The organism is Aquimarina celericrescens (assembly GCF_042682765.1).
GTDB lineage: Bacteria > Bacteroidota > Bacteroidia > Flavobacteriales > Flavobacteriaceae > Aquimarina > Aquimarina celericrescens.
Genome location: NZ_JBHUHY010000009.1, coordinates 64,291 through 85,195, shown reverse-complemented (window position 1 = coordinate 85,195; position 20,905 = coordinate 64,291). Strand labels below are relative to the sequence as shown.

Genomic DNA, 20,905 nt, shown 5'->3' with positions numbered 1-20,905 from the left:
CCTCCGTTACTATGGAACTATAAGCTTATGATTATCACCAAAACACGTGAAGAAATAGAATTGATGCGAGAAAGCGCGTTGGTTGTTTCAAAAACATTAGGCATGTTGGCTTCTGAAGTTAAACCTGGTGTAACCACTTTACATTTAGATAAGCTCGCAGAAGAATTCATTAGGGATCATGGTGCAATTCCAGGATTTTTGGGATTATACGACTTTCCCAATACACTCTGCATGAGTCCAAATGCTCAAGTAGTTCATGGGATTCCTAACAACACTCCTCTTGAGGAAGGTGATATCATATCTATCGACTGTGGCGCCATTAAAAACGATTTTTATGGAGATCATGCTTATACTTTTCCTGTAGGAGAAGTATCGGAAGAGATAGAACGGCTACTTCGCATTACTAAAGAGTCTTTGTATGTTGGTATAGCAGAGTTTAAAATTGGAAATCGTGTGGGCGATGTGGGATACGCCATCCAGAAATTTACAGAAGAAGCAGGTTATGGAGTGGTTAGAGAACTAGTAGGCCATGGTCTAGGTCGAAAGATGCATGAAGATCCCGAAATGCCTAATTATGGTAGACGCGGAAGAGGAAAAAAATTCATTGAAGGCATGGTCGTTGCTATAGAACCCATGATTAATATGGGAACACATCGTATCAAGCAATTAAGAGATGGTTGGACTATTCTTACTGCAGATGGTAAACCGAGTGCTCATTTCGAACATGATGTAGCAATTATTGATGGTAAACCCGAGATTCTCTCAACTTTTAAGTATATCTACCAAGCTTTAGGCATTGAGTCTGATGAAGAGGATGCATTTAGACAAGAGATACTAACAGTTTAGCGTTCTCTAAAAAAGTTACACAAAGTTTCGCTAAGAAATCACAAAGCCACACAAAGTATGACCGAAGATGAAATATCTAGAATCGTTATTGGATGTGCGATAGAGGTTCACAAAAATCTTGGTCCTGGCCTTCTTGAATCGGCTTACCAAGAATGTCTATGCTATGAGTTGAAAAATAAAGGTCTAGAAATTCAAAAGGAGAAAGCTTTACCTGTTATATATAAGGACATAAAACTTGATCAAGGATATCGTATTGATATTTTAATTGAAAATAAGGTTGTGATTGAACTAAAGACTGTAGAATATTTTACCGATGTTCATTCTGCACAAATTCTTACCTATCTAAAACTTGGAGAATATAAACTTGGCCTTCTTATTAATTTTCATGTAAGTTTACTTAAAAATGGAATCAAACGCTTTATTATGTAAATCTTCGTGAAACTTTATGCCTTCTTTGAGACCTTTGTGTAATTAATTATGAAAAAACTCTTTAAACGCATACTCAATACCATACCCAGACCTTTATTGATCAGGTTGAGTTACTTGGTTAGGCCTATTATTTCATTAGTTTTAAGAGGAAATACCTACACAGATCCAATTGATGGCAAAAGCTTTTCAAAGTTCTTACCTTATGGATATGAAAACCAAAGGGATAATGTGCTTTCTCCATCTACATTATCATTAGAGCGACACAGATTACTCTGGTTATATCTTAAGAATGAAACCAATTTTTTTTCTGCTCCGGCAAAAGTATTGCATTTTGCTCCCGAACAGGCTTTTTATAAAAGATTCAGGAAACTTAGACATCTTGATTATACAACCACTGATCTCAATTCTCCTCTGGCAGATGTAAAAGCAGATATTTGCAATTTACCTTTCAAAAATGATGAGTATGACACCATTTTCTGTAATCATGTTTTAGAACATATTCCTGATGACACCAAGGCTATGCAAGAAATATTTAGGGTTTTGAAACCGGGTGGTATGGCAATATTACAAATTCCGCAGGATCTAGATAGAGAAACTACATTTGAAGATAACAGCATTACCGATGCAAAAGAACGTGCAACAATATTTGGACAATATGATCATGTAAGAGTATACGGAATAGATTATTTCGAAAAATTAAGAACCATTGGTTTTACGGTTGAGGAAGTAGATTATACCAATCAATTGACCAAAGAAGAAGTCGTAAAATATTGTCTAGCAGAGGGAGAAATACTTCCGGTTTGTTACAAGCCTTAATTTTCTGGAAATCCGTTCATAGTAAGTGTTTTCAACTCCTTATTTACATCTTCATAAATAAAATACACTTTCAGCTCTGGATGGTTTTTCAAGAATTGTTTAGAACGCTCTAGCCCCATCGACATTAATGCTGTGGCGTATGCATCGGCCTCCATACAACTATCTGTGAGTATAGAAACACTCAATACATTAGATTTATGAGGATAACCGGTTTTAGTATCGATAATGTGCGCATACCGATTACCATTTTCGTCAAGTTTATATTTTCGATAACTTCCTGAAGTTGCCATAGCCTCATTTTGTAACACAATCACCTTACTGTAAGATTGTGTATCATCAAAGTTAGGGTCTTCTACACCGATTCTCCATGGCTTTTGTTTCACTATATTGCTCCCTTTTCCTCGAATCTCACCCCCTATTTCAACCAAATAATTCTCAAAGTCTTTCTCGTCGAGAAACTCAGCAAATACATCCACCGCATACCCTTTTGCCAGGGCATTAAAATCTATAAAGGTATTGGCATGAGTTTTTAAAATCCTTTCTCCCCTCAAAATAACCTTATCCATACCTACTGACACTAATAAACTGTCTATTTTAAGACTGTCTAATGATGTTACTCTACCTTCTGGACCAAAATCCCAAGCATTCACTAAAATACCAATAGTAGGATCAAATGCGCCTTCAGTTTCTTTATAAATTCTTTTTGACGCAGTAAATACTTTTTTAAAATGATCGTCTACGACTATAGTCGTATCTCCCTGATTAATCCGTGAAATATCAGAATCTTCAATATAAGTAGACATCGAAGTATTAATTACATCAATAATACTATCATAAGATTGAGAAAGGTCTATTTTTTCTTTACTAATACATTGAACTGAAAAGCTGGTTCCAAATGCTTCCCCTCGAGTATAATTAAGCTTAGATTTAGGTTGGTCTTCGCAAGAAATTAAACACCCAAATAGGAATACAACAATTACATTACGAATCATACTGTTTAGTTAAGATGAGTTTCAATAGTTTGTAACCCTGCATATTCTAATATATAATCTTGATTCAGAATAACTGGTTTATTGGGATTTTCTGCATTTTGTAGGCCCACTCCGGCATAAAAAACCTTAGCTTCTTGTTCTCTTGCATGCTTTTTGAAAGATTCCATCCAAATCATATCATAATTGTGTGGATTATCGGGATAAGAAATAGCTCTAACCAAAACAAAATAGCGTTGGTTGGATTTATCAATACATACAAACTGAGGATGTTTTCCTAATTTACTATTCACAGCGATGAATTCGAAACCCTTTTTTTCTAATTCTTCTCCTACGATATTCATCGCAAGATTATGCAACTCTTGTTTGTTTAATATCCTATCCATAGCGCGGCAAAGATACAATCTATCTAATAAAATTTGAATTATTTAAAACGTATAAATATCGTTTTATCAAAATAATAACTTGGTGTATATACAGGCTCATTTTTGTCAAAACGATACCAAGGAGAAATAGATGCATTTTCGAAATTTTTGAGCAAACAAACGCTTTGGGCCGGAGTATTACCCTGAGCAAGAAGATATAATTTATCTCCTTGCCCATTAATAGCTTCATCAACGATAATTTCTATATGACCCGGTGAACCTGGTTTAACCAACATATCCCCGATTTTTATTTCATTAAGAGGTACCTTCTGAAGCTCGCTATACATTGATAAGGTCCCGGCGTATGTATAAATTAAATTAAGATATCTATAAAAATTGAATTTTGAATAATCGGGAGAAGCTGTCTTATGAAAAGTAACATGACTAACTTTTATCTTAGGTCGATATCCTTTGGCATATTTTTGCCATGAGCAATAATGACCTGAGGTAAAATTAAATCCAATTTCGCCTTTTCTGTTGTGTTTCCATAAATACTCAGAACGTATTCTCATTAACGCATCCGCACATTGCTGCAATCCGTTCGATGGGACTGGAACTTCAAGAATCGCATCATGCCAATTCTGGGCAAAATATTCGCTATTATCATAATTAATAATCTTACTGCCATGAGGTTTTATTCTATAATTACGGAGATATTCTTCAAAAGATCCGTTTTCATACACCACTCTTTTGTAACCATCTGGAAGCAGAACTCGCGTAGAGATAGAATTTCCTGATGTATTAATATAATCGGGTTTAATACTTACAGTCGATACTACTCCTTTAATATAATTACCAGCCATTTTACCTCTAGCACTATTTTTTAAGATCAGTAGTAATGCGACAGCTATCACCAGAGAAAGAATATATTTTTTCATTGTACTATAATTGCTATTCAAAAATAAAAAAACCGATATAAGTATATTTATATCGGTTTTTAGTTTATTTAAAAAACTTTGTTTTATCCTCCAAAATCATCGAATCTAATATTCTCATCTGGGATACCAAAATCCTCACCCATTTTTTGAACAGCTTTGTTCATTAATGGCGGACCACAGAAATATAATTCTATATCTTCAGGTGATTCATGATGATTCAAATAATTATCGATCACACAATTATGAACAAATCCAACAAATCCATCTCCTTCATCATCAAGATCTTTCTTTACTTTCCAATTATCTTCTTCTAATGGCTCAGAAAGCGCTAAATAGAACTTAAAGTTATCAAATTTCTTCTCCAGGTCATAAAAATGATCCAGATAGAATAATTCTCTCTTAGAACGACCGCCGTACCAATAGGTAACCTTACGTCCCGTCTCTAATGTTTTGAATAGGTGATATAAATGAGAACGCATTGGAGCCATACCAGCTCCTCCTCCTACGTATAACATTTCAGCCTGAGATTCATTGATAAAAAACTCACCATAAGGTCCCGAAATTGTCACTTTATCACCTGGTTTTTGAGCAAATATATATGATGAAGCAACACCAGGATTTACATCCATCCATCCGTTTTTGGCTCTATCCCATGGTGGAGTCGCAATACGAACGTTTAGCATAATATCCCTTCCTTCTGCAGGATAAGAAGCCATCGAATAAGCACGCTCTACGGTCTCGGTGTTTTTCATAACCAGTGGCCATAAACCAAACTTATCCCACTCTTTCTGAAATTTATCAGGAGTATCATGTTCTTCTGGATGTGCGGTGATATCAATATCAGAATATTTGATTTCGCAAGGTGGTATCTCAATCTGAATATACCCTCCAGCCTTATACCCCATGTCTTCAGGGATGCGAACTACAAATTCTTTAATAAACGAAGCTACATTATAATTACGAACTACCTCTGCTTCCCATTTTTTAATACCAAAAACTTCTTCTGGTATCTCGATGTTCATATCTTGCTTTACCTTAACCTGGCAAGCCAAACGTGCTCCATGCTGTAATTCTTTACGCGAAAAGTGAGGCGTTTCAGTAGGTAATGCTTCTCCTCCACCAGATAATACGTGGCATTCGCATTGTATACAAGTTCCGCCTCCTCCACATGCAGATGGTAAAAATATTTTTTGACTACCTAAAGTAGATAGTAACGTCCCACCTGAAGCAACTTCAATTTCTTTTTCCCCGTTAATGGTTATTTTTACGGGTCCGGATGGTAATAATTTATCTTTTGCAAATAATAAAATTCCCACTAAAATAAGAATCAGAACCAAGAACGAGATAATCGTTATTGCTATAGTTCCACCAGTAGATGCTAAAAATATCATATTATTTAAGTGTTATAACGTTAGTATTTTCGGCTACTTCTTTTGTAGTCTTTTCTTTTTCAACTTGAGCAGCTTTCGTCTCCTCTTTGTCCTCTTCGTCTCCCCCGGTTAACATTCCCCCAAAACTCATAAATCCTATAGCCATAAGACCTGTAAGAATGAAAGTAATACCTAATCCTCTAAGTGGTGCAGGTACATTTGAATATCTGATTTTTTCTCGAATGGCAGCGATTGCTAAAATTGCCAAAAACCAACCTATACCTGATCCTACACCATATACTGCAGCTTGAGAAATATTAGCAAACTCTTTTTGTTGCATAAATAGTGATCCCCCTAAAATAGCACAGTTTACTGCAATTAGTGGTAAAAATATCCCTAATGAATTATATAAAGCAGGAGAGAATTTTTCTACTACAATTTCTACTAATTGAACCATTGTTGCAATAGTTGCAATAAACAAAATGAAAGTAAGAAAACTTAAATCATAATCTGCATATTCTGGACCAAGCCAAGCTAGAGCACCATCCTGCAGTAAATACTTATCAAGTAAAAAATTAAGAGGTACTGTTATGGCCAGAACAAAAATTACTGCAGCCCCTAAACCTACTGCCGTAGATACTTTTTTAGATACTGCAAGATATGAACACATCCCTAAGAAGAATGCGAATACCATATTTTCGATAAAAATTGATTTTAAAAACAACTCTAAATATTCCATACTTCTTTAATTTTAATGATCTTCGATTAATGCTTTATTTCTACTTCTTTGTACCCAGATAATAATTCCAACAGTAATTAAGGCCATCGGGGCCAGCACCATAAAACCATTATTTTCATAGCCTAAAGCATATAAGCCTGTTTTCTCAACCGGATCTCCTAATACTTTGATTCCAAAAAGTGTACCCGAACCAAATAATTCTCTAAAAAAAGCAACGATTATTAATAACAAACCGTATCCAGCTGCATTTCCTATGCCATCTAAGAACGATTTCCATACGCCATTACCAAGAGCAAAGGCTTCAAAACGCCCCATGATAATACAGTTGGTAATTATCAAACCAATAAATACCGAGAGTTCTTTACTTAATGTATATGCGAAAGCTTTGAGCACCTGATCTACTATAATCACCAATGCCGCTACAACTACCAGCTGAACGATGATTCTAATTTTAGAAGGCATAATGTTTCGCATTAAAGAGATGACTACGTTTCCAACACCCATTACAAAAATCACAGAAATTGACATTACAATAGAAGGTTTCAATTGGGCCGTAATCGCCAATGCAGAACAAATCCCTAATACTTGTATCGTGATAGGATTATTATCGGCAAGAGGATCGGTTAATAATTTCTTATTTTTTTTTGAAAATAGAGGCTCCCTTGGCTCTTTAACTTTAACTTCAACTTTTTCTTCTGTTACTTCAGCCATCTGTTATTTTTTTAACGTTTCAAAATAAGGTTGATACATTTTTATCCCCTTTTTAACCATAGCGGTTACACCATCGCCTGTAATGGTAGCTCCTGCTAATGCATCTACAGCGTTGTCATCTTTTCTTTGATTTTTAGGATCTGCATTACCTTTTTTTACTGTGATGCCTTTATAATCTCCAGCAGCATTCAAAATACGCTCACCAATAAAATCATCTCTAAAATAAGCTTCTGTAATATTAGCTCCCAAGCCAGCTGTTTCTGTAGCGTGATCGAAAAAAGCACCTTTAACAACACTATATCCTTCATCTAAAGCAACATATCCCCAAATAGGTCCCCAAAGACCAGTGCCTCTTAATGGAATAATGTAGTATGTTTCTCCTTCGCGCTCACCAATAAAAAGTGGATTCTTTCTTTCGTAAGAAGAATCTCGCTTAACTTTATCATTTTCTTTTTTGACTTCTATATCAAAAGCCTCTTTAGTTTTTTGAGCCTCCCCATTTACAACAATATATTGCTTATCTCCAACATATTTATCAAATAATTCCTGTGCTTTCTCTGCAGGAACAAATTCGTTTGGATCTTCTGCATCTGTAACACCCATCGCGAATAAAATATTCTGCTGTTTTTCTGTTCTTTTATTAGCATCTATCTTACCTTTCAACGAAGAAGCTGTAAACGCTAATAACGAACCAACCACTGCCACCATCGCGATGGCAAATATGATTGTGTAAGAATTTTTATCTGTATTAAACGCCATAATTAAGCAGTTTTAAGTTTTAAACGTTTCATTCTTTTCTTTACATTACCTTGAACCACATAGTGATCGATAGTTGGAGCAAATACGTTCATTAAAAGTATTGCTAAAAATACTCCTTCAGGATATGCCGGGTTAAACACACGAATTAAAATTGATATAAATCCGATCAAAAATCCATAAATCCATTTTCCTTTATTGGTTTGAGATCCTGAAACCGGATCTGTGGCCATAAATACAACTCCAAAAGCAATACTTCCAATAATTAAATGTTGCCAAAAAGGAGTGCTCATTAATCCATAAAATTTGCTAGATTCTGTGATCCATCCTGCATCAACAATACCATTAAATAATAGTCCCATAATAGCGGCTCCAACGAATCCACTAAGAATAATTCTCCAGCTGGCTACCTTGGTGAATATCAAAAATCCGGCTCCTATTAAAATTAGAAGCTTTGAAGTTTCCCCAACAGAACCAGGAATAAACCCATAAAACGCTTCGGATATTGAATAAGCAATCTCATTCCCTTTGGTTCCTGCAGCAGTAAGAATTTCCTTTCCTTGTGCTAAACCGCCTAAAATAGTTTCTCCAGAAATAGCATCTGGCGTATCTGCGCGCTCAACCGCTCCATGCACCCAAACCTTATCTCCCGACATCCATGTTGGATAAGCAAAAAATAAAAATGCTCTAATGGTAAGTGCCGGATTGAGAATATTCATTCCAGTACCACCAAAAACTTCTTTTCCTATAATCACACCAAAAATTACTGCGATCGCCAACATCCAAAGAGGAATATCTACAGGAACTATAAGCGGAACCAACATTCCGGTTACCAAATATCCTTCTTCTACCTCATGACCCTTAATCACTGCAAAGACAAATTCGACTGCAAGTCCTACTCCATATGAAACAACAACCAGAGGAAGCACGGTCCATGCTCCAATCACAAAATTGTCCCAGTTAATGAAGTCTCTGAATAAAGAAAAACTTTCGGGAAAACCATTTATAGCAGCATAATGCTGATATCCAGCATTAAATATTCCAAAAAGTAAACAAGGAATAAGTGAAATGATGACAGTATTCATCGTACGTTTCAAATCATCTGCTGCTCGAACATGGGCACCAGAATGTGTAGTCTCATTAGGCAAATATAAAAATGTATGAAGTGCATTAAATGCAGGAGCCATTTTCTTACCCTTATATTTAAGTTTCAGTTTATGTAATTTTTCTTTCAATCCCATAGCATTAACCTATTTCTTTTAACATTACGTCTAGACCATCTCTAATTATCTGTTGATGTGGCTGTTTAGAAACGCATACAAATTCTGTAAGCGCAAAATCTTCCGGAGCAACCTCGTACATTCCTAATTGTTCCATAGCATCCAGATCATTTACCATGCATGCTTTCAAAAGTTGCAATGGATAAATATCAAGCGGAAACACCTCTTCATAATTTCCAGTCACTACAAAAGCTCGATGTTCGCCGTTTGTATTGGTATCTAATTCGTACTTCTTGTTGGGCATTAACCACGAAAATGTTAATGCTCTTGAAGTCGATATTTTATTAAATACTGGTCTATTCCATCCAAAAAACTCATAGTCATCTCCTTCTGGAATAACTGTAATACAGTTATGATAATATCCTAAATGACCATCTGGCTTTACATTTTCACCGGTAAGCACATCGCCACTAATCACTCTAATATTTCCTTCATCATGCACCCCAGAATCATACACTACAGATGAAACTTGGGCACCTATTTTGGTCCTGTAATATTTTGGATTTTTTACTGAGGAACCAGCCAAAGCAATAGTTCGTTCTGCATTAAATTTTCCAGTCAATAACAACTCCCCGATTACTAAAAGATCCTGAGGATTTACTACCCAAACAATTTCTCCTTTATTAATAGGATCAATTTTTGCGATCTGTACACTTACATTCCCCGCGGGATGCGGACCGTGTACTTTATGTAATGAGATATTATGAAGACCGGCCAAAGGAGAATTGCTTTTCTTCCCTACTGATACATGCACTTGACCATTAGTCAATTTGCCCAACGCATTGATTGCTGTTTGCAGTTCTTTTTCTTTGCCCTCGAGAATATAATCACAATCAGCAGCAAGAGGTGCTGTTGCATATCCAGATATGAAAATAGCTTTTGGGGTGACCTCGGGATTTGCAATCACATCGTAAGGGCGTTGTTTAATAAAAGGCCAGCAACCTGAAGATAACAAGTGCGTTTTTACCTCATCGCCATTCATAGCGTTTACATCCTTTACTCCAAAGTCTGCATATTGCTGTTCTTTATCTGCAAGAATTTTGAAAGCTAAAATCTTTCTTTTGGCACCACGCACAATTTCCACAACCTCTCCGCTGACCGGAGAAGGAAAAAGCATTTTTTCATTGGATTTAGAATGGAAAAGTGGTTCGCCGGCTTTAACTTCTGTCCCTTGTTTAGCAACAACCTTGGGGATAATACCGTGAAAATCGTCAGGCTTAATTGCGAAAACATTACTTCTTGTTGCATCTACAGTAACTTTCTCTGCTTCTCCAACAAGCTTAATGTCTAAGCCTTTTCTGATACGAATGTCTTTTGACATATTTGTAGTCTATGTTAATTAACTAAAAAAATCTCGCAAATTTACTAATTAAAACACGTAAGTGAAAGCCGGTTCAGTCATAAAGTTTTATTAATAATGATTCTAAATAATGGATTTTATCCATTAAAAATACTCTCTTATTCTTTAGGCATACAATTTGTTTATATTTACACCTATGATTCTTGAAATAATGCCTCGTAGGCTTAAACAATTCTTATTATTTTTTGCGGTTGCATCTGGCATCCCCCATACTTTTTTCGCTCAGTCTGTTGAAAGCATTTCTGACGCAGATCATATTAAAACGATTCAGTTCTACAGCGATTCAGAATTTACAAACATCCCCATTATTGAATTAGGAAAACCTATAAAAATAACTTTTGACGATATTAATGGAGATGAAGCAGATTATTATTATCGTATTACTCATCATAATTTTGACTGGACACCTTCTGTGCTTTTCAAGAATGAGTATCTAGATGGTTTTGATGAAATCAGAATAGTAAATTGGGAGAATTCCTTTAACACTTTACAATTATACAGCCATTATACACTAACTATTCCTAATGAAGACACAAGAAGACTTAAAGTTAGTGGAAACTATATCATAGAAATCTATAATGACGATGACCAAGTGGTTTTTTCCAGAAAATTTATTGTTTATGAAAACAGAACAACAGTAAAAGTATATATCAAAAGATCCAGGGATCTTAACTTTATAAATACAAAACAGTCTGTACAGTTTGAAATAAATTCACCTAATGAAATATTGAGAGACCCAAAACGTACGGTAAAAACACTAGTAATGCAAAATAATAATATTGGTCAGGGCATTACTAATTTGATACCCCAATTTACTATTGCCAATCAACTTGTTTACAAATATGATCAGGAATCTGGTTTTTGGGGCGGAAACGAATTTCTTTTTTTTGACAATAAAGACATCAGAGCTTCTAACGCTGGCATCGGCCGCATTGATTTACAAGACATATATCATAATTACTTACATCGCAATGTAGTAAGAGCAAACAGAAGATATACGTATAATCCCGACATTAACGGGAACTTTGTTATTCGTAATCTTAATGCAGATAACAACAATGTTGAAGCAGATTATGCCTGGATACATTTTTCATTAGAATGTTACGAACCATTAGACGGTGGTACTATTCATCTTTTTGGAAATTTCAATAATTACGTGCTAGATGAATCAACAAAGCTGCTGTATGATAAAGAAAGTGGATTGTACTACACCAAAAGATTATTTAAACAAGGATTCTATAATTACAGATATGTTCTTTTAAAACCTGATGGGACTATAGATCCAGGGTTCATTAGTGGTAATTTTGATGAAACCGAAAACGAATACACAGTAATCCCTTACTATCGGGCTCCCGGAGCCCGTTATGATCGAGCCATCGGAAAAGGAATTGGAAACTCGGCAAACATAACCAACTAGAATAAGTACGCATTCTTTTGGGATTTTAATAAACTACTTTTATTTTAGAACCCATACTTGATTAAACCAATATACATGAAAGAAAAGGGGAGATTTCTTAAAAAGTACAGAGGGAATGAATGTCTCAATTGTGGAGTTCCATTGGACATCATTGATCGGTATTGTCATAATTGCGGACAAATTAATACGACCAAAAAATTATCATTCAAAGATTTTTTTAGTGAATTCTTTGCTAGCATATTTTCTTACGATTCAAGATTAAGACATACCATAGTTGCACTATTATTTAGTCCCGGAAAAATATCTAAAGAGTATGTTGAAGGAAAGCGTATTAAATACGCAAACCCGTTTAGATTTTATCTTAGCGTTTCTATCATTTTCTTCATTATCAATGGTTTGTTTATTGATTTTGATGGATTCAGTGTTGGCATAGAAGATAATGTAACTAAGGGGAAGGAGGTTATAGATGAAATAAAAAAAGACGTTGCTACAGATTCATTACGATATAAAATTAATGCAGAAATAAAGAAAAACGAAGATCTTTCGCTTTCAGATAAGAAAATACTTGATGAGCAATTATCGAACATAGAAAACACCGCTCCTTTTATTACTAAAAAGCAAGAACCTGAAGAAGTAATTTATTATACACAATCCCAAATTGACACTATGAATCTCTTTAATCAGGGCGTAAAGCTTTGGTCGATGTATGGTGATCATTACGACAAAACGGGTCAAAAATCTGCGTATCGCGCATTAACCGAGTTAAACCACCAAAAAAGTCAATTTAACCGATATATTTACCAAAGAGCTATTAAAACCAATAATCTCAATAAAAATTATGGAAGGGAATTATTAGAATTCATTTTCAACAAACTACCTTTTATTATATTCTTCTTTCTTCCATTCTTTGCACTAGCAATTTGGTTATTGTATGTAAGGAGATCTTGTACTTATATGGAACATCTGGTATTCACATTTCACACTCAAACTATGTTTTTTATTTTAGTAGGAATTGCAATTTTGATTGATCAGATTACCAAAACCGGATCTGCCACTGGTATTGCAATGCTCGTATTCTTATTTTATCTATATAAAGCCATGCGTAAGTTTTACAATCAAAGAAGAGGTAAAACTATTGTTAAATTTCTGTTAGTGAATGTTTTATTTTTTATCTTAGCGGCAATAGGATCTGGTATTACCATAGCCGGATCGATTTTTATTTTTTAAATGGTTCAACAAGTAACAAGAGGCATTAAGATTTCGGTGGACACCACCTTTGAAGGTACGTTCTATAAGAACTATAAGATTCATTTTGCCTTTGGTTACAAGATTACTATTGAAAATCAAAGTAAAGACTCTGTACAACTCACCTCTCGTTTTTGGGAAATCAAAGACGCATTAAACAATACTGAAATAGTAGAAGGTGAAGGTGTAATAGGGAAAAAACCAGTTCTTAAACCAGGAGAATCACATACATATACCAGTGGTTGTTTACTTAGTTCACCATTTGGTTCTATGAAAGGGCATTACAATATGGTCAATTTTACTTCTACCAGAAAATTTAAAGTAATGATTCCCGGATTTAAGTTAAGTACTCCTTTTGCTCTCAACTAAGCAATTCTTTTTATCAAATCAAATCTTACTCTCTTACCTTTTTGTTCCACATGACAATATTTACAATTGGAGTCATACACAAACCGATACTCTTCAGATATGTTAAATGAAATATTCTTTACTTCAAAAAGACCCTTAAAATCCAGTTTCCCGTATTCGGTATATCGTGTTACTTCGAATATATTCTTCTTACTAGTACTATCCAAAATAAAATATGCACTACTTCCTATCCCCGAAAGAAAGTGTGCATTTTTCATGAAACCATTAGGACTCACTACATGATTATATGGGGTTTTTGGAATATTTTTATCGAAATAATTGATAAGGTTTTCTTTCAGAACTGAACCCGGATAGATATTTAATTTTCCATTTTCTACTTGATAAATTGGATTACCCAAAGAGGCCTTTTCAACATTTCCCAAGGGGCTGGGCGTAAACAATTTGTTGCGTAATAAAGGTTTTCTGATTTTTGCGTGATCTGTACCCGCCAAAATAGTATCAGTTACAATACGCGAACAATTACTACCCTGCTTTCCGAAAGCTTTATATGGAATACTCCCTTTTTCCTGAACAGCTATAACGAAACTCTTAGCTTTTTGGTAATATATATAATCACAAACCGAAGCGACTAAGCGACCACTACCGTGGGTTTTATCTGGATTTGCTTCGAGCCAAAGTAAAAACTCCTCTATGTTAGTCAATTCCTTATCCTTGGTTAGGTCAGCCTGAAAAGGGATTTCTAATTCTACATCAGTAACAGCGCTTCGTACACGACCATACCCCTGTGGTGTAATATATCTTCCAAAATCATAATATTCTGCATTACCAGTTTCATTTTCTATGAGAACAAATGCAGCATGCCCTGCCTTGATATAATTTTGTTTCCCTAGACCAAGCGCCAAAAGTACTTTGGTCGATGATTCATCAGAATGTTTTACAAAGGTATCCGGAAACGCGAGTGAAATTATTTTGCCTGTATAGCTCACTCCATTCAAAATTTTTGTTAATCAATCCCCTGTCTAATTAAACTGTAATCGCATCAAAAATGACAGTATTCACTTCTTTGTTCTGCAGATTTTCATATCGCATACTTAGCGCATCGTCATTCTTAACTATCTGGGTAATGCTTATAGTTTTTAAAAAACCTCGATCTATCTGCAGATCCACATCTTTATCTCCTATCCCTGCATTTTTATGAAAATCTAAAATTGTATTAGAAGAAAGAATGTTTTCATTCTTAAACGTTTCGAACCATTTTTCACGCATACTTTTCATTTCACTCGTATACAATGTAGAAGACGACCAAATATGTGTTTCTTTTTCTAAGGTACGAAAGTGTTTTTGTTGTCCATCCCAGACAAATTCAAAAAATAAAAGATCCGACTGCCAATTCGCAGCAACAATCGTAAATGGTTCTATACCCCTGCAATCATAATCGTTAATAGCTTTTTCTACATCATTGGCTTCTAATAAATCTTTGACTACGACTCCTCTACTTTGTCTATACGCTGAAAGTCTTTCATGAATTTCAAAACCACCATTAAGCAAGCAAACCATAGTATTCTTGTCGCTCACTCCAATCCATGTTCCACCAGCAACTGTATCTTTAGGAAATACCATTCTCGTTTTATTAACCTGATAGAATTCAGGCTGTAATGTTTTTCGATTTATTATCTCATCACGATTAGAGGTAAGAATAAAATCATTTTCTTGAATTGGGATTAACGTAACTGTACACATAAATTTTGGGTCGGCTAAATTCATCACAACTTACAAAAAAAATATATATCTGTGCAATGTTTATAAAAGGTTAAAATGGATAATACCCTATATAATTTTCTATCTTTGCTATCCTGAGTAACTAACACATCTTACTAATTTATAATAACACAATATATTATGGGAAAAGGTTTTTTTCAAGTTCCTACGGCTATAAACGAGCCAGTAAAGTCATATGCACCAGGAACACCTGAAAGAGAAGAAGTTCTAGCAACCTACAGAAAAATGTACAATACCAAGGTAGATGTACCTTTATATATTAACGGGCAAGAAATAAGAACTGGAGATACAGATACAATGTCTCCTCCTCATGATCACAAACATGTTTTAGGGACCTATCATAAGGCCGAAAAAAAACATGTTCAAAAAGCAATAGATACTGCTCTTGAGGCACGTAAAAAATGGGCAGATCTGGCATGGGAACAACGCGCTGCGGTTTTTTTAAGAGCTGCAGAATTAATTGCAGGTCCATACAGAGCAAAAATAAATGCAGCTACAATGTTAGCTCAATCTAAGAATATTTTTCAGGCAGAAATTGATGCGGCCTGTGAGTTCATAGATTTTTTACGTTTCAATGTAGAATTCATGACTCAGATTTATGAGGATCAACCTGATTCCACTTCAGATGCATGGAATAGATTAGAATATCGACCTCTTGAAGGTTTCGTATATGCTATTACTCCTTTCAATTTCACAGCGATATCAGGAAATTTACCTGCTAGTGCTGCTTTAATGGGAAATACCGTGGTTTGGAAACCAAGTGATAGTCAGATTTATTCTGCAAAAGTTATCGTTGATATTTTTAAGGAGGCAGGTGTTCCTGATGGAGTAATCAATGTGGTTTATGGTGATCCTGTAATGATCACAGACACCATATTAGCAAGTCCTGATTTTGCAGGAATTCATTTTACAGGAAGTACACATGTATTTAAGGATATCTGGGCCAAGATTGGCACGAATATCCATCATTATAAGACCTACCCTAGAATTGTAGGTGAAACTGGTGGAAAAGATTTTATTGTCGCTCACCCAAGTGCCAATGCAAAACAAGTAGCAACAGGTATCTCTAGAGGTGCTTTTGAATTTCAAGGTCAAAAATGTAGCGCAGCATCCAGAGCCTACATCCCAAAAAGTTTATGGGCAGATGTTGAGAAATACGTGAAAGAAGATATTAAATCTTTTAAAATGGGATCTCCAGAAGATATGAGTAACTTTATTACAGCTGTTATCCATGAGGGTTCCTTTGATAAACTAGCAAAATATATCGATCAGGCAAAGACTGATAAAGATGCAGAAATTATAGCCGGTGGCAATTATGATAAATCAAAAGGATATTTTATTGAACCTACAGTAATTGTAGCCAAAGATCCAAAATATACCACCATGTGTACAGAACTTTTTGGTCCTGTCATCACTATTTTTGTTTACGAGGATAATAAATGGTCTGAAACACTAGAATTAGTTGATCAAACCAGTGAATATGCGCTTACCGGAGCAATTTTCTCTACTGATCGTTACGCAGCTGCCGAGGCGACAAAAGCACTACAAAATAGTGCCGGAAACTTTTACATCAATGACAAACCAACAGGAGCAGTTGTAGGACAACAACCCTTTGGTGGTGCCAGGGCATCTGGAACCAATGATAAAGCCGGATCATACCTTAATCTATTACGTTGGGTATCCCCTCGTACAATCAAAGAAACATTTGTTTCTCCGTCTGATTACAGATATCCTTTCTTGGGAGAATAATTTTAAACATATAACTTAAAAGCGCCTTATTTGGCGCTTTTTTTTAACCTTCAGTAATTATTTATGAAAATCATTGTTAGGCCTGCGAATATTGAAGACCTCCCCACCCTTCTTGATTTTGAACAAAAAATCATTGAAGCAGAACGCCCTATGGATCCCACATTGATACAAGATAAAAAAATAAGCTATTATAGTGTTTCAGACTATATCCAATCAGACCACACTGAAGTTGTCGTTGCAGAAATTAATGGCGAAATTGCAGGTAGTGGCTATGGCCAAGTTAGAGATCGCCTAGATTATTTTAAACAAAAACAATTAGGCTACATTGGTTTTATGTATGTGAAAGAAGAACATCGTGGGAAAGGTGTAAGCCAAGCTATTATTAAATATCTGTGTAATTGGTTTGAATCCAAAGACCTCGAAGAAATTCGTCTCACAGTTTATGAAAAAAATCCCAGGGCAATTCGAGCTTATGAAAAAGCCGGTTTTGAAAAACATCTTATTGAAATGCGATTTAATTTAGAGAATTAGGTCTTATATTTCAATGGTAGATACACCACTTTTTTAGTTTCAAAAAATTCTTCTTCAAAATAATCTGATAAATTGTATTGTTGAGCTCTTGGAAATAGGCCTAATTCTTCAGTCAAATCTCCACCTTTAAGGTATAAAATCCCATTTTTAAGTTCATGCTTACTGTTTTTCTTGACATTTTTACGAATCCACTTTACAAAGTCCGGCATATTGGTCACTGCCCGGCTCACGATAAAATCAAAACGTTCGTCAAACGTTCCTGCCCTGCGCTGCTCGGCTTTAACATTCTTTAAATCCAATGCTTTAACAACCTCATTTACTACCTTAATTTTTTTCGCAATCACATCAATGAGATAAAACTGTGTATCTGGAAACAAAATAGCAAGCGGAATCCCAGGAAAGCCACCTCCCGTACCCACATCTAATACACTAGAACCAGGTTTAAATTCTTGGATCTTAGCAATTCCTAAAGAATGCAAAACATGTCTTTCGTATAAAGAATCTATATCTTTTCGAGAGATTACATTAATTTTGGCATTCCATTCCTTATACAAATCACCTAACTTAGAAAACTTTCCTTGCTGCTCCTCTGTTAAATCCGGAAAATACTTATGTATTATTGTCACACTTTTATTTTTTTGGTATTATAATAATAAAATCAACACAAATTAAAGTGTAAAAATACATGTTAAACTCGTATATTTTACTACTTTTTAGGATCTTAAAAAAATTTAAATGGCTAACTTTACCCAATATTACTATGATCAAATACGTTTGATTATAAACCTTAATACTTATGATAACACCCAATGTACGATTTAGCAGAGCAGATTCTGCCAAATTTTTTAGAACGCTCAACAAGCGTGTAAATCAATATTTTAAAGAGAATAATATTAAGAGAACAGGTAACTGGAAATTACATCTCAAAACAATAGTAATGTTTTCTATTTTTCTTACTCCATATTTTCTAATCCTTACTCTTGATATTTCGCAATGGTGGATGCTATTACTCACCATCATCATGGGAATAGGAATGGCCGGAGTTGGCATGAATGTGATGCATGATGGAAATCATGGATCATATTCCTCAAAAAAATGGATCAATAATCTAATGGGAAACAGTATTTATATCCTAGCTGGCAATGTATATAACTGGCAAGTGCAACATAATGTTTTGCATCACACCTATACTAATATTCATGGCCATGATGAAGATATGGATGCTGGCAGAGTGATACGATTTACTAAACATGCGAAGTGGAGACGTTTTCACAAGTTTCAGCACTATTATTCTATATTTTTGTATGGTTTATTAACTTTTAATTGGGCACTAACTACAGATTTTAAGCAAACCAAAAATTATCTGGCCCGTAAATTATCGTATGGGAAATTACCTAGTCCATTAAAACAGTGGAGTACTGTAGTCGTTACTAAAACAATTTACGTACTAATATGGATAGTCATACCCATGCTATTTTTGTCAATTGCATGGTGGAAGATTTTACTAGGTTTTTTTATTATGCACTACGTTGCCGGGTTAATTTTAAGTATTGTATTTCAATTAGCACATATGGTAGAAGAAGCGGATATGCCAATGCCTGATTCTGACGGAAATATGAAAAACACATGGGCAATCCACCAGCTATTTACTACGGTTAATTTTTCTACCAAAAATAGAATAGTCAATTGGTTTACAGGAGGTTTAAACCACCAAGTGGAGCACCACATTTTTCCTCATATAAGCCACATTCATTATACCAAAATTTCTAAAATTGTAAAACAAACAGCTTTAGAATTTAATTTACCTTATAATGAATATAAAACCACACGCAAGGCAATCATTGCTCATTTTAGACACCTAAAAGAAATGGGAATGAACCCTGCATTACAATCATAACTTTTATCACCAATTAAAAATGAGTACACCAGTATCAAAAATAGGCATACAATTATCAGACAGGATTAACGCACTTGAAGCATCTGCAACGCTGGCGATGGCAGCAAAAGCAAGGGAATTAAGAGCTGAAGGGAAGGACATCATTAGCCTAAGCTTAGGAGAGCCCGATTTTAATACTCCGGATTTTATTAAGGAAGCAGCTATTAATGCAATTAATGAGAATTACAATTCTTATACTCCTGTTGATGGATACGTAGAATTAAAAGATGCCATAATCACCAAATTTAAAAAAGATAATAATTTGAGTTATGACCGTTCTCAAATCATAGTATCTACTGGTGCAAAACAATCTCTTTATAACGTAGCACAAGTATGTATTAATCCAGGTGACGAAGTTATCTTGCCGTGTCCCTATTGGGTGAGTTATAGTGATATTGTCAAACTTGCCGAAGGAATACCAGTAGAGGTCAAAACTTCTATTGATACAGATTTTAAAATGACTGCAAAACAGCTAGAAGCTGCAATTACTCCCAAAACTAAGATGCTATGGTATAGCTCTCCTTGTAATCCAAGCGGATCTATCTATAGTAAAGAAGAATTGAGAGCATTGGCAGATGTGTTGCAAAAATATCCCGATATTATCGTTGTAAGTGACGAGATTTACGAGCATATCAATTATGTTGGAGACCATGCCTCTATGGCTCAGTTTGAAGATATGTATGATAGAACTGTAACGGTTAATGGTGTGGCAAAGGCTTTTGCAATGACAGGATGGAGAATTGGTTATATTGGAGCACCTACAGTTATCGCAAGAGCATGCAATAAGATTCAAGGTCAGGTTACCAGTGGAGCTAATTGTATTGCTCAAAGGGCAGTCATCACAGCTTTAGAAGCTCCAGTCAGTAAAATTCAATATATGGTTGATGAGTTTAAGCAGCGTAGAAAACTAATCCTAAACTTGTTATCCGAAATACCAGGATTTGAATGCAATGAACCCGAAGGAGCATTTTATGTGTTTCCAGATATATCTTACTACTTCGGCAAAACATTACAGGGACATTCTGTTGAAAATGCAACAGATTTCTCTATGTTTTTATTAGAAAAAGCTAACGTTGCTACAGTTACCGGTATTGCTTTTGGTAATAGTAATTGCATTAGAATATCTTATGCAGCAAGCACAGACGAAATTACTGAAGCCGTCAGACGAATTAAAGAAGCAGTAACCTAAACAGCTTGAATCACAATATCTGAGACCGATTATTTCTAAATAGAAATAATCGGTTTTTTAATTAACTTTTTAACAACATTAAAAAAGCTCA

At 35.0% G+C, this 20,905-nt stretch carries 22 protein-coding genes; 10 read left to right on the top strand and 12 right to left on the bottom strand.

The genetic code is table 11. The annotated features are described in order from the left end of the window. The first annotated feature begins 27 nt into the window (after nucleotides 1-27). Genes map through ACFSJT_RS10720 form a run of 3 tightly spaced genes read left to right on the top strand, consistent with a single transcriptional unit; the run spans nucleotide 28 to nucleotide 2,091 of the window. Nucleotides 28-846, top strand: a complete 819-nt coding sequence (map, locus tag ACFSJT_RS10730) for a type I methionyl aminopeptidase (protein WP_378320259.1) — start codon at nucleotides 28-30, stop codon at nucleotides 844-846. 57 nt (nucleotides 847-903) lie between these two features. Beyond that, nucleotides 904-1,275: a GxxExxY protein gene (locus ACFSJT_RS10725; RefSeq protein WP_378320258.1), complete on the top strand. Its 372-nt coding sequence runs from the start codon at nucleotides 904-906 to the stop codon at nucleotides 1,273-1,275. A 48-nt stretch (nucleotides 1,276-1,323) separates the two neighbouring features. Then, the gene (locus tag ACFSJT_RS10720; protein WP_378320257.1) at nucleotides 1,324-2,091 is read left to right on the top strand and encodes a class I SAM-dependent methyltransferase; all 768 of its coding nucleotides are present in this window, start codon (nucleotides 1,324-1,326) and stop codon (nucleotides 2,089-2,091) included. Here ACFSJT_RS10720 and ACFSJT_RS10715 read toward each other — a convergent pair. The 9 genes from ACFSJT_RS10715 to ACFSJT_RS10675 form a co-directional block, all read right to left on the bottom strand. Then, on the bottom strand, nucleotides 2,088-3,083 hold the full coding sequence (locus ACFSJT_RS10715; protein WP_378320256.1) for an FAD:protein FMN transferase: 996 nt from the start codon (nucleotides 3,081-3,083) through the stop codon (nucleotides 2,088-2,090). The two genes, ACFSJT_RS10720 and ACFSJT_RS10715, sit on opposite strands and share 4 nt — an antisense overlap. Nucleotides 3,084-3,088: 5 nt before the next feature. Then, the gene (locus ACFSJT_RS10710; RefSeq protein WP_378320255.1) at nucleotides 3,089-3,466 is read right to left on the bottom strand and encodes a Na(+)-translocating NADH-quinone reductase subunit F; all 378 of its coding nucleotides are present in this window, start codon (nucleotides 3,464-3,466) and stop codon (nucleotides 3,089-3,091) included. A 38-nt stretch (nucleotides 3,467-3,504) separates the two neighbouring features. Next, nucleotides 3,505-4,383, bottom strand: a complete 879-nt coding sequence (locus ACFSJT_RS10705) for a DUF4846 domain-containing protein (RefSeq protein ID WP_378320254.1) — start codon at nucleotides 4,381-4,383, stop codon at nucleotides 3,505-3,507. Between the two features lie 83 nt (nucleotides 4,384-4,466). Then, a complete protein-coding gene (nqrF, locus tag ACFSJT_RS10700) occupies nucleotides 4,467-5,774 on the bottom strand; it encodes an NADH:ubiquinone reductase (Na(+)-transporting) subunit F (RefSeq protein ID WP_378320253.1) in 1,308 nt (435 codons plus the stop codon). A gap of 1 nt (nucleotide 5,775) precedes the next feature. Further along, nucleotides 5,776-6,492, bottom strand: a complete 717-nt coding sequence (gene nqrE, locus ACFSJT_RS10695) for an NADH:ubiquinone reductase (Na(+)-transporting) subunit E (RefSeq protein ID WP_378320252.1) — start codon at nucleotides 6,490-6,492, stop codon at nucleotides 5,776-5,778. Nucleotides 6,493-6,504: 12 nt separating this feature from the next. Beyond that, on the bottom strand, nucleotides 6,505-7,203 hold the full coding sequence (locus ACFSJT_RS10690) for an NADH:ubiquinone reductase (Na(+)-transporting) subunit D (RefSeq protein WP_378320251.1): 699 nt from the start codon (nucleotides 7,201-7,203) through the stop codon (nucleotides 6,505-6,507). A 3-nt stretch (nucleotides 7,204-7,206) separates the two neighbouring features. Beyond that, entirely contained in the window at nucleotides 7,207-7,962 is a 756-nt protein-coding gene (locus ACFSJT_RS10685; RefSeq protein WP_378320250.1) for a Na(+)-translocating NADH-quinone reductase subunit C, read from the bottom strand. A 2-nt stretch (nucleotides 7,963-7,964) separates the two neighbouring features. After that, on the bottom strand, nucleotides 7,965-9,200 hold the full coding sequence (locus ACFSJT_RS10680; RefSeq protein ID WP_378320249.1) for an NADH:ubiquinone reductase (Na(+)-transporting) subunit B: 1,236 nt from the start codon (nucleotides 9,198-9,200) through the stop codon (nucleotides 7,965-7,967). A gap of 4 nt (nucleotides 9,201-9,204) precedes the next feature. Then, on the bottom strand, nucleotides 9,205-10,560 hold the full coding sequence (locus ACFSJT_RS10675; RefSeq protein ID WP_378320248.1) for a Na(+)-translocating NADH-quinone reductase subunit A: 1,356 nt from the start codon (nucleotides 10,558-10,560) through the stop codon (nucleotides 9,205-9,207). A gap of 175 nt (nucleotides 10,561-10,735) precedes the next feature. Here ACFSJT_RS10675 and ACFSJT_RS10670 point away from each other — a divergent pair, with 175 nt between their 5' ends. The 3 genes from ACFSJT_RS10670 (at nucleotide 10,736) to apaG (ending at nucleotide 13,630) form a co-directional block, all read left to right on the top strand. Then, complete coding sequence (locus ACFSJT_RS10670) at nucleotides 10,736-12,016, top strand: type IX secretion system plug protein (RefSeq protein WP_378320247.1); 1,281 nt, start codon at nucleotides 10,736-10,738, stop codon at nucleotides 12,014-12,016. A 75-nt stretch (nucleotides 12,017-12,091) separates the two neighbouring features. Continuing rightward, nucleotides 12,092-13,243, top strand: a complete 1,152-nt coding sequence (locus tag ACFSJT_RS10665) for a DUF3667 domain-containing protein (RefSeq protein ID WP_378320246.1) — start codon at nucleotides 12,092-12,094, stop codon at nucleotides 13,241-13,243. Then, nucleotides 13,244-13,630, top strand: a complete 387-nt coding sequence (apaG, locus tag ACFSJT_RS10660; protein WP_378320245.1) for a Co2+/Mg2+ efflux protein ApaG — start codon at nucleotides 13,244-13,246, stop codon at nucleotides 13,628-13,630. It abuts the gene before it with no gap. Here apaG and ACFSJT_RS10655 read toward each other — a convergent pair. Further along, a complete protein-coding gene (locus tag ACFSJT_RS10655; protein WP_378320244.1) occupies nucleotides 13,627-14,616 on the bottom strand; it encodes a DUF6695 family protein in 990 nt (329 codons plus the stop codon). The genes apaG and ACFSJT_RS10655 overlap by 4 nt on opposite strands. Nucleotides 14,617-14,653: 37 nt before the next feature. Next, nucleotides 14,654-15,370: an NRDE family protein gene (locus ACFSJT_RS10650; RefSeq protein WP_378320243.1), complete on the bottom strand. Its 717-nt coding sequence runs from the start codon at nucleotides 15,368-15,370 to the stop codon at nucleotides 14,654-14,656. Nucleotides 15,371-15,529: 159 nt separating this feature from the next. On the opposite strand from ACFSJT_RS10650, the gene pruA reads away from it, so the two are divergent. After that, entirely contained in the window at nucleotides 15,530-17,158 is a 1,629-nt protein-coding gene (gene pruA, locus ACFSJT_RS10645; protein WP_378320242.1) for an L-glutamate gamma-semialdehyde dehydrogenase, read from the top strand. Between the two features lie 63 nt (nucleotides 17,159-17,221). Next, nucleotides 17,222-17,689, top strand: a complete 468-nt coding sequence (locus ACFSJT_RS10640; protein WP_378320241.1) for a GNAT family N-acetyltransferase — start codon at nucleotides 17,222-17,224, stop codon at nucleotides 17,687-17,689. Here ACFSJT_RS10640 and rsmG read toward each other — a convergent pair. Continuing rightward, nucleotides 17,686-18,315: a 16S rRNA (guanine(527)-N(7))-methyltransferase RsmG gene (gene rsmG, locus ACFSJT_RS10635; protein ID WP_378320240.1), complete on the bottom strand. Its 630-nt coding sequence runs from the start codon at nucleotides 18,313-18,315 to the stop codon at nucleotides 17,686-17,688. The two genes, ACFSJT_RS10640 and rsmG, sit on opposite strands and share 4 nt — an antisense overlap. 170 nt (nucleotides 18,316-18,485) lie before the next feature. Between rsmG and ACFSJT_RS10630 the strand changes: the two genes are divergently transcribed. Continuing rightward, entirely contained in the window at nucleotides 18,486-19,586 is a 1,101-nt protein-coding gene (locus ACFSJT_RS10630; RefSeq protein ID WP_378320239.1) for a fatty acid desaturase family protein, read from the top strand. Nucleotides 19,587-19,605: 19 nt separating this feature from the next. After that, the gene (locus tag ACFSJT_RS10625) at nucleotides 19,606-20,814 is read left to right on the top strand and encodes a pyridoxal phosphate-dependent aminotransferase (RefSeq protein ID WP_378320238.1); all 1,209 of its coding nucleotides are present in this window, start codon (nucleotides 19,606-19,608) and stop codon (nucleotides 20,812-20,814) included. Nucleotides 20,815-20,905: the final 91 nt, after the last annotated feature.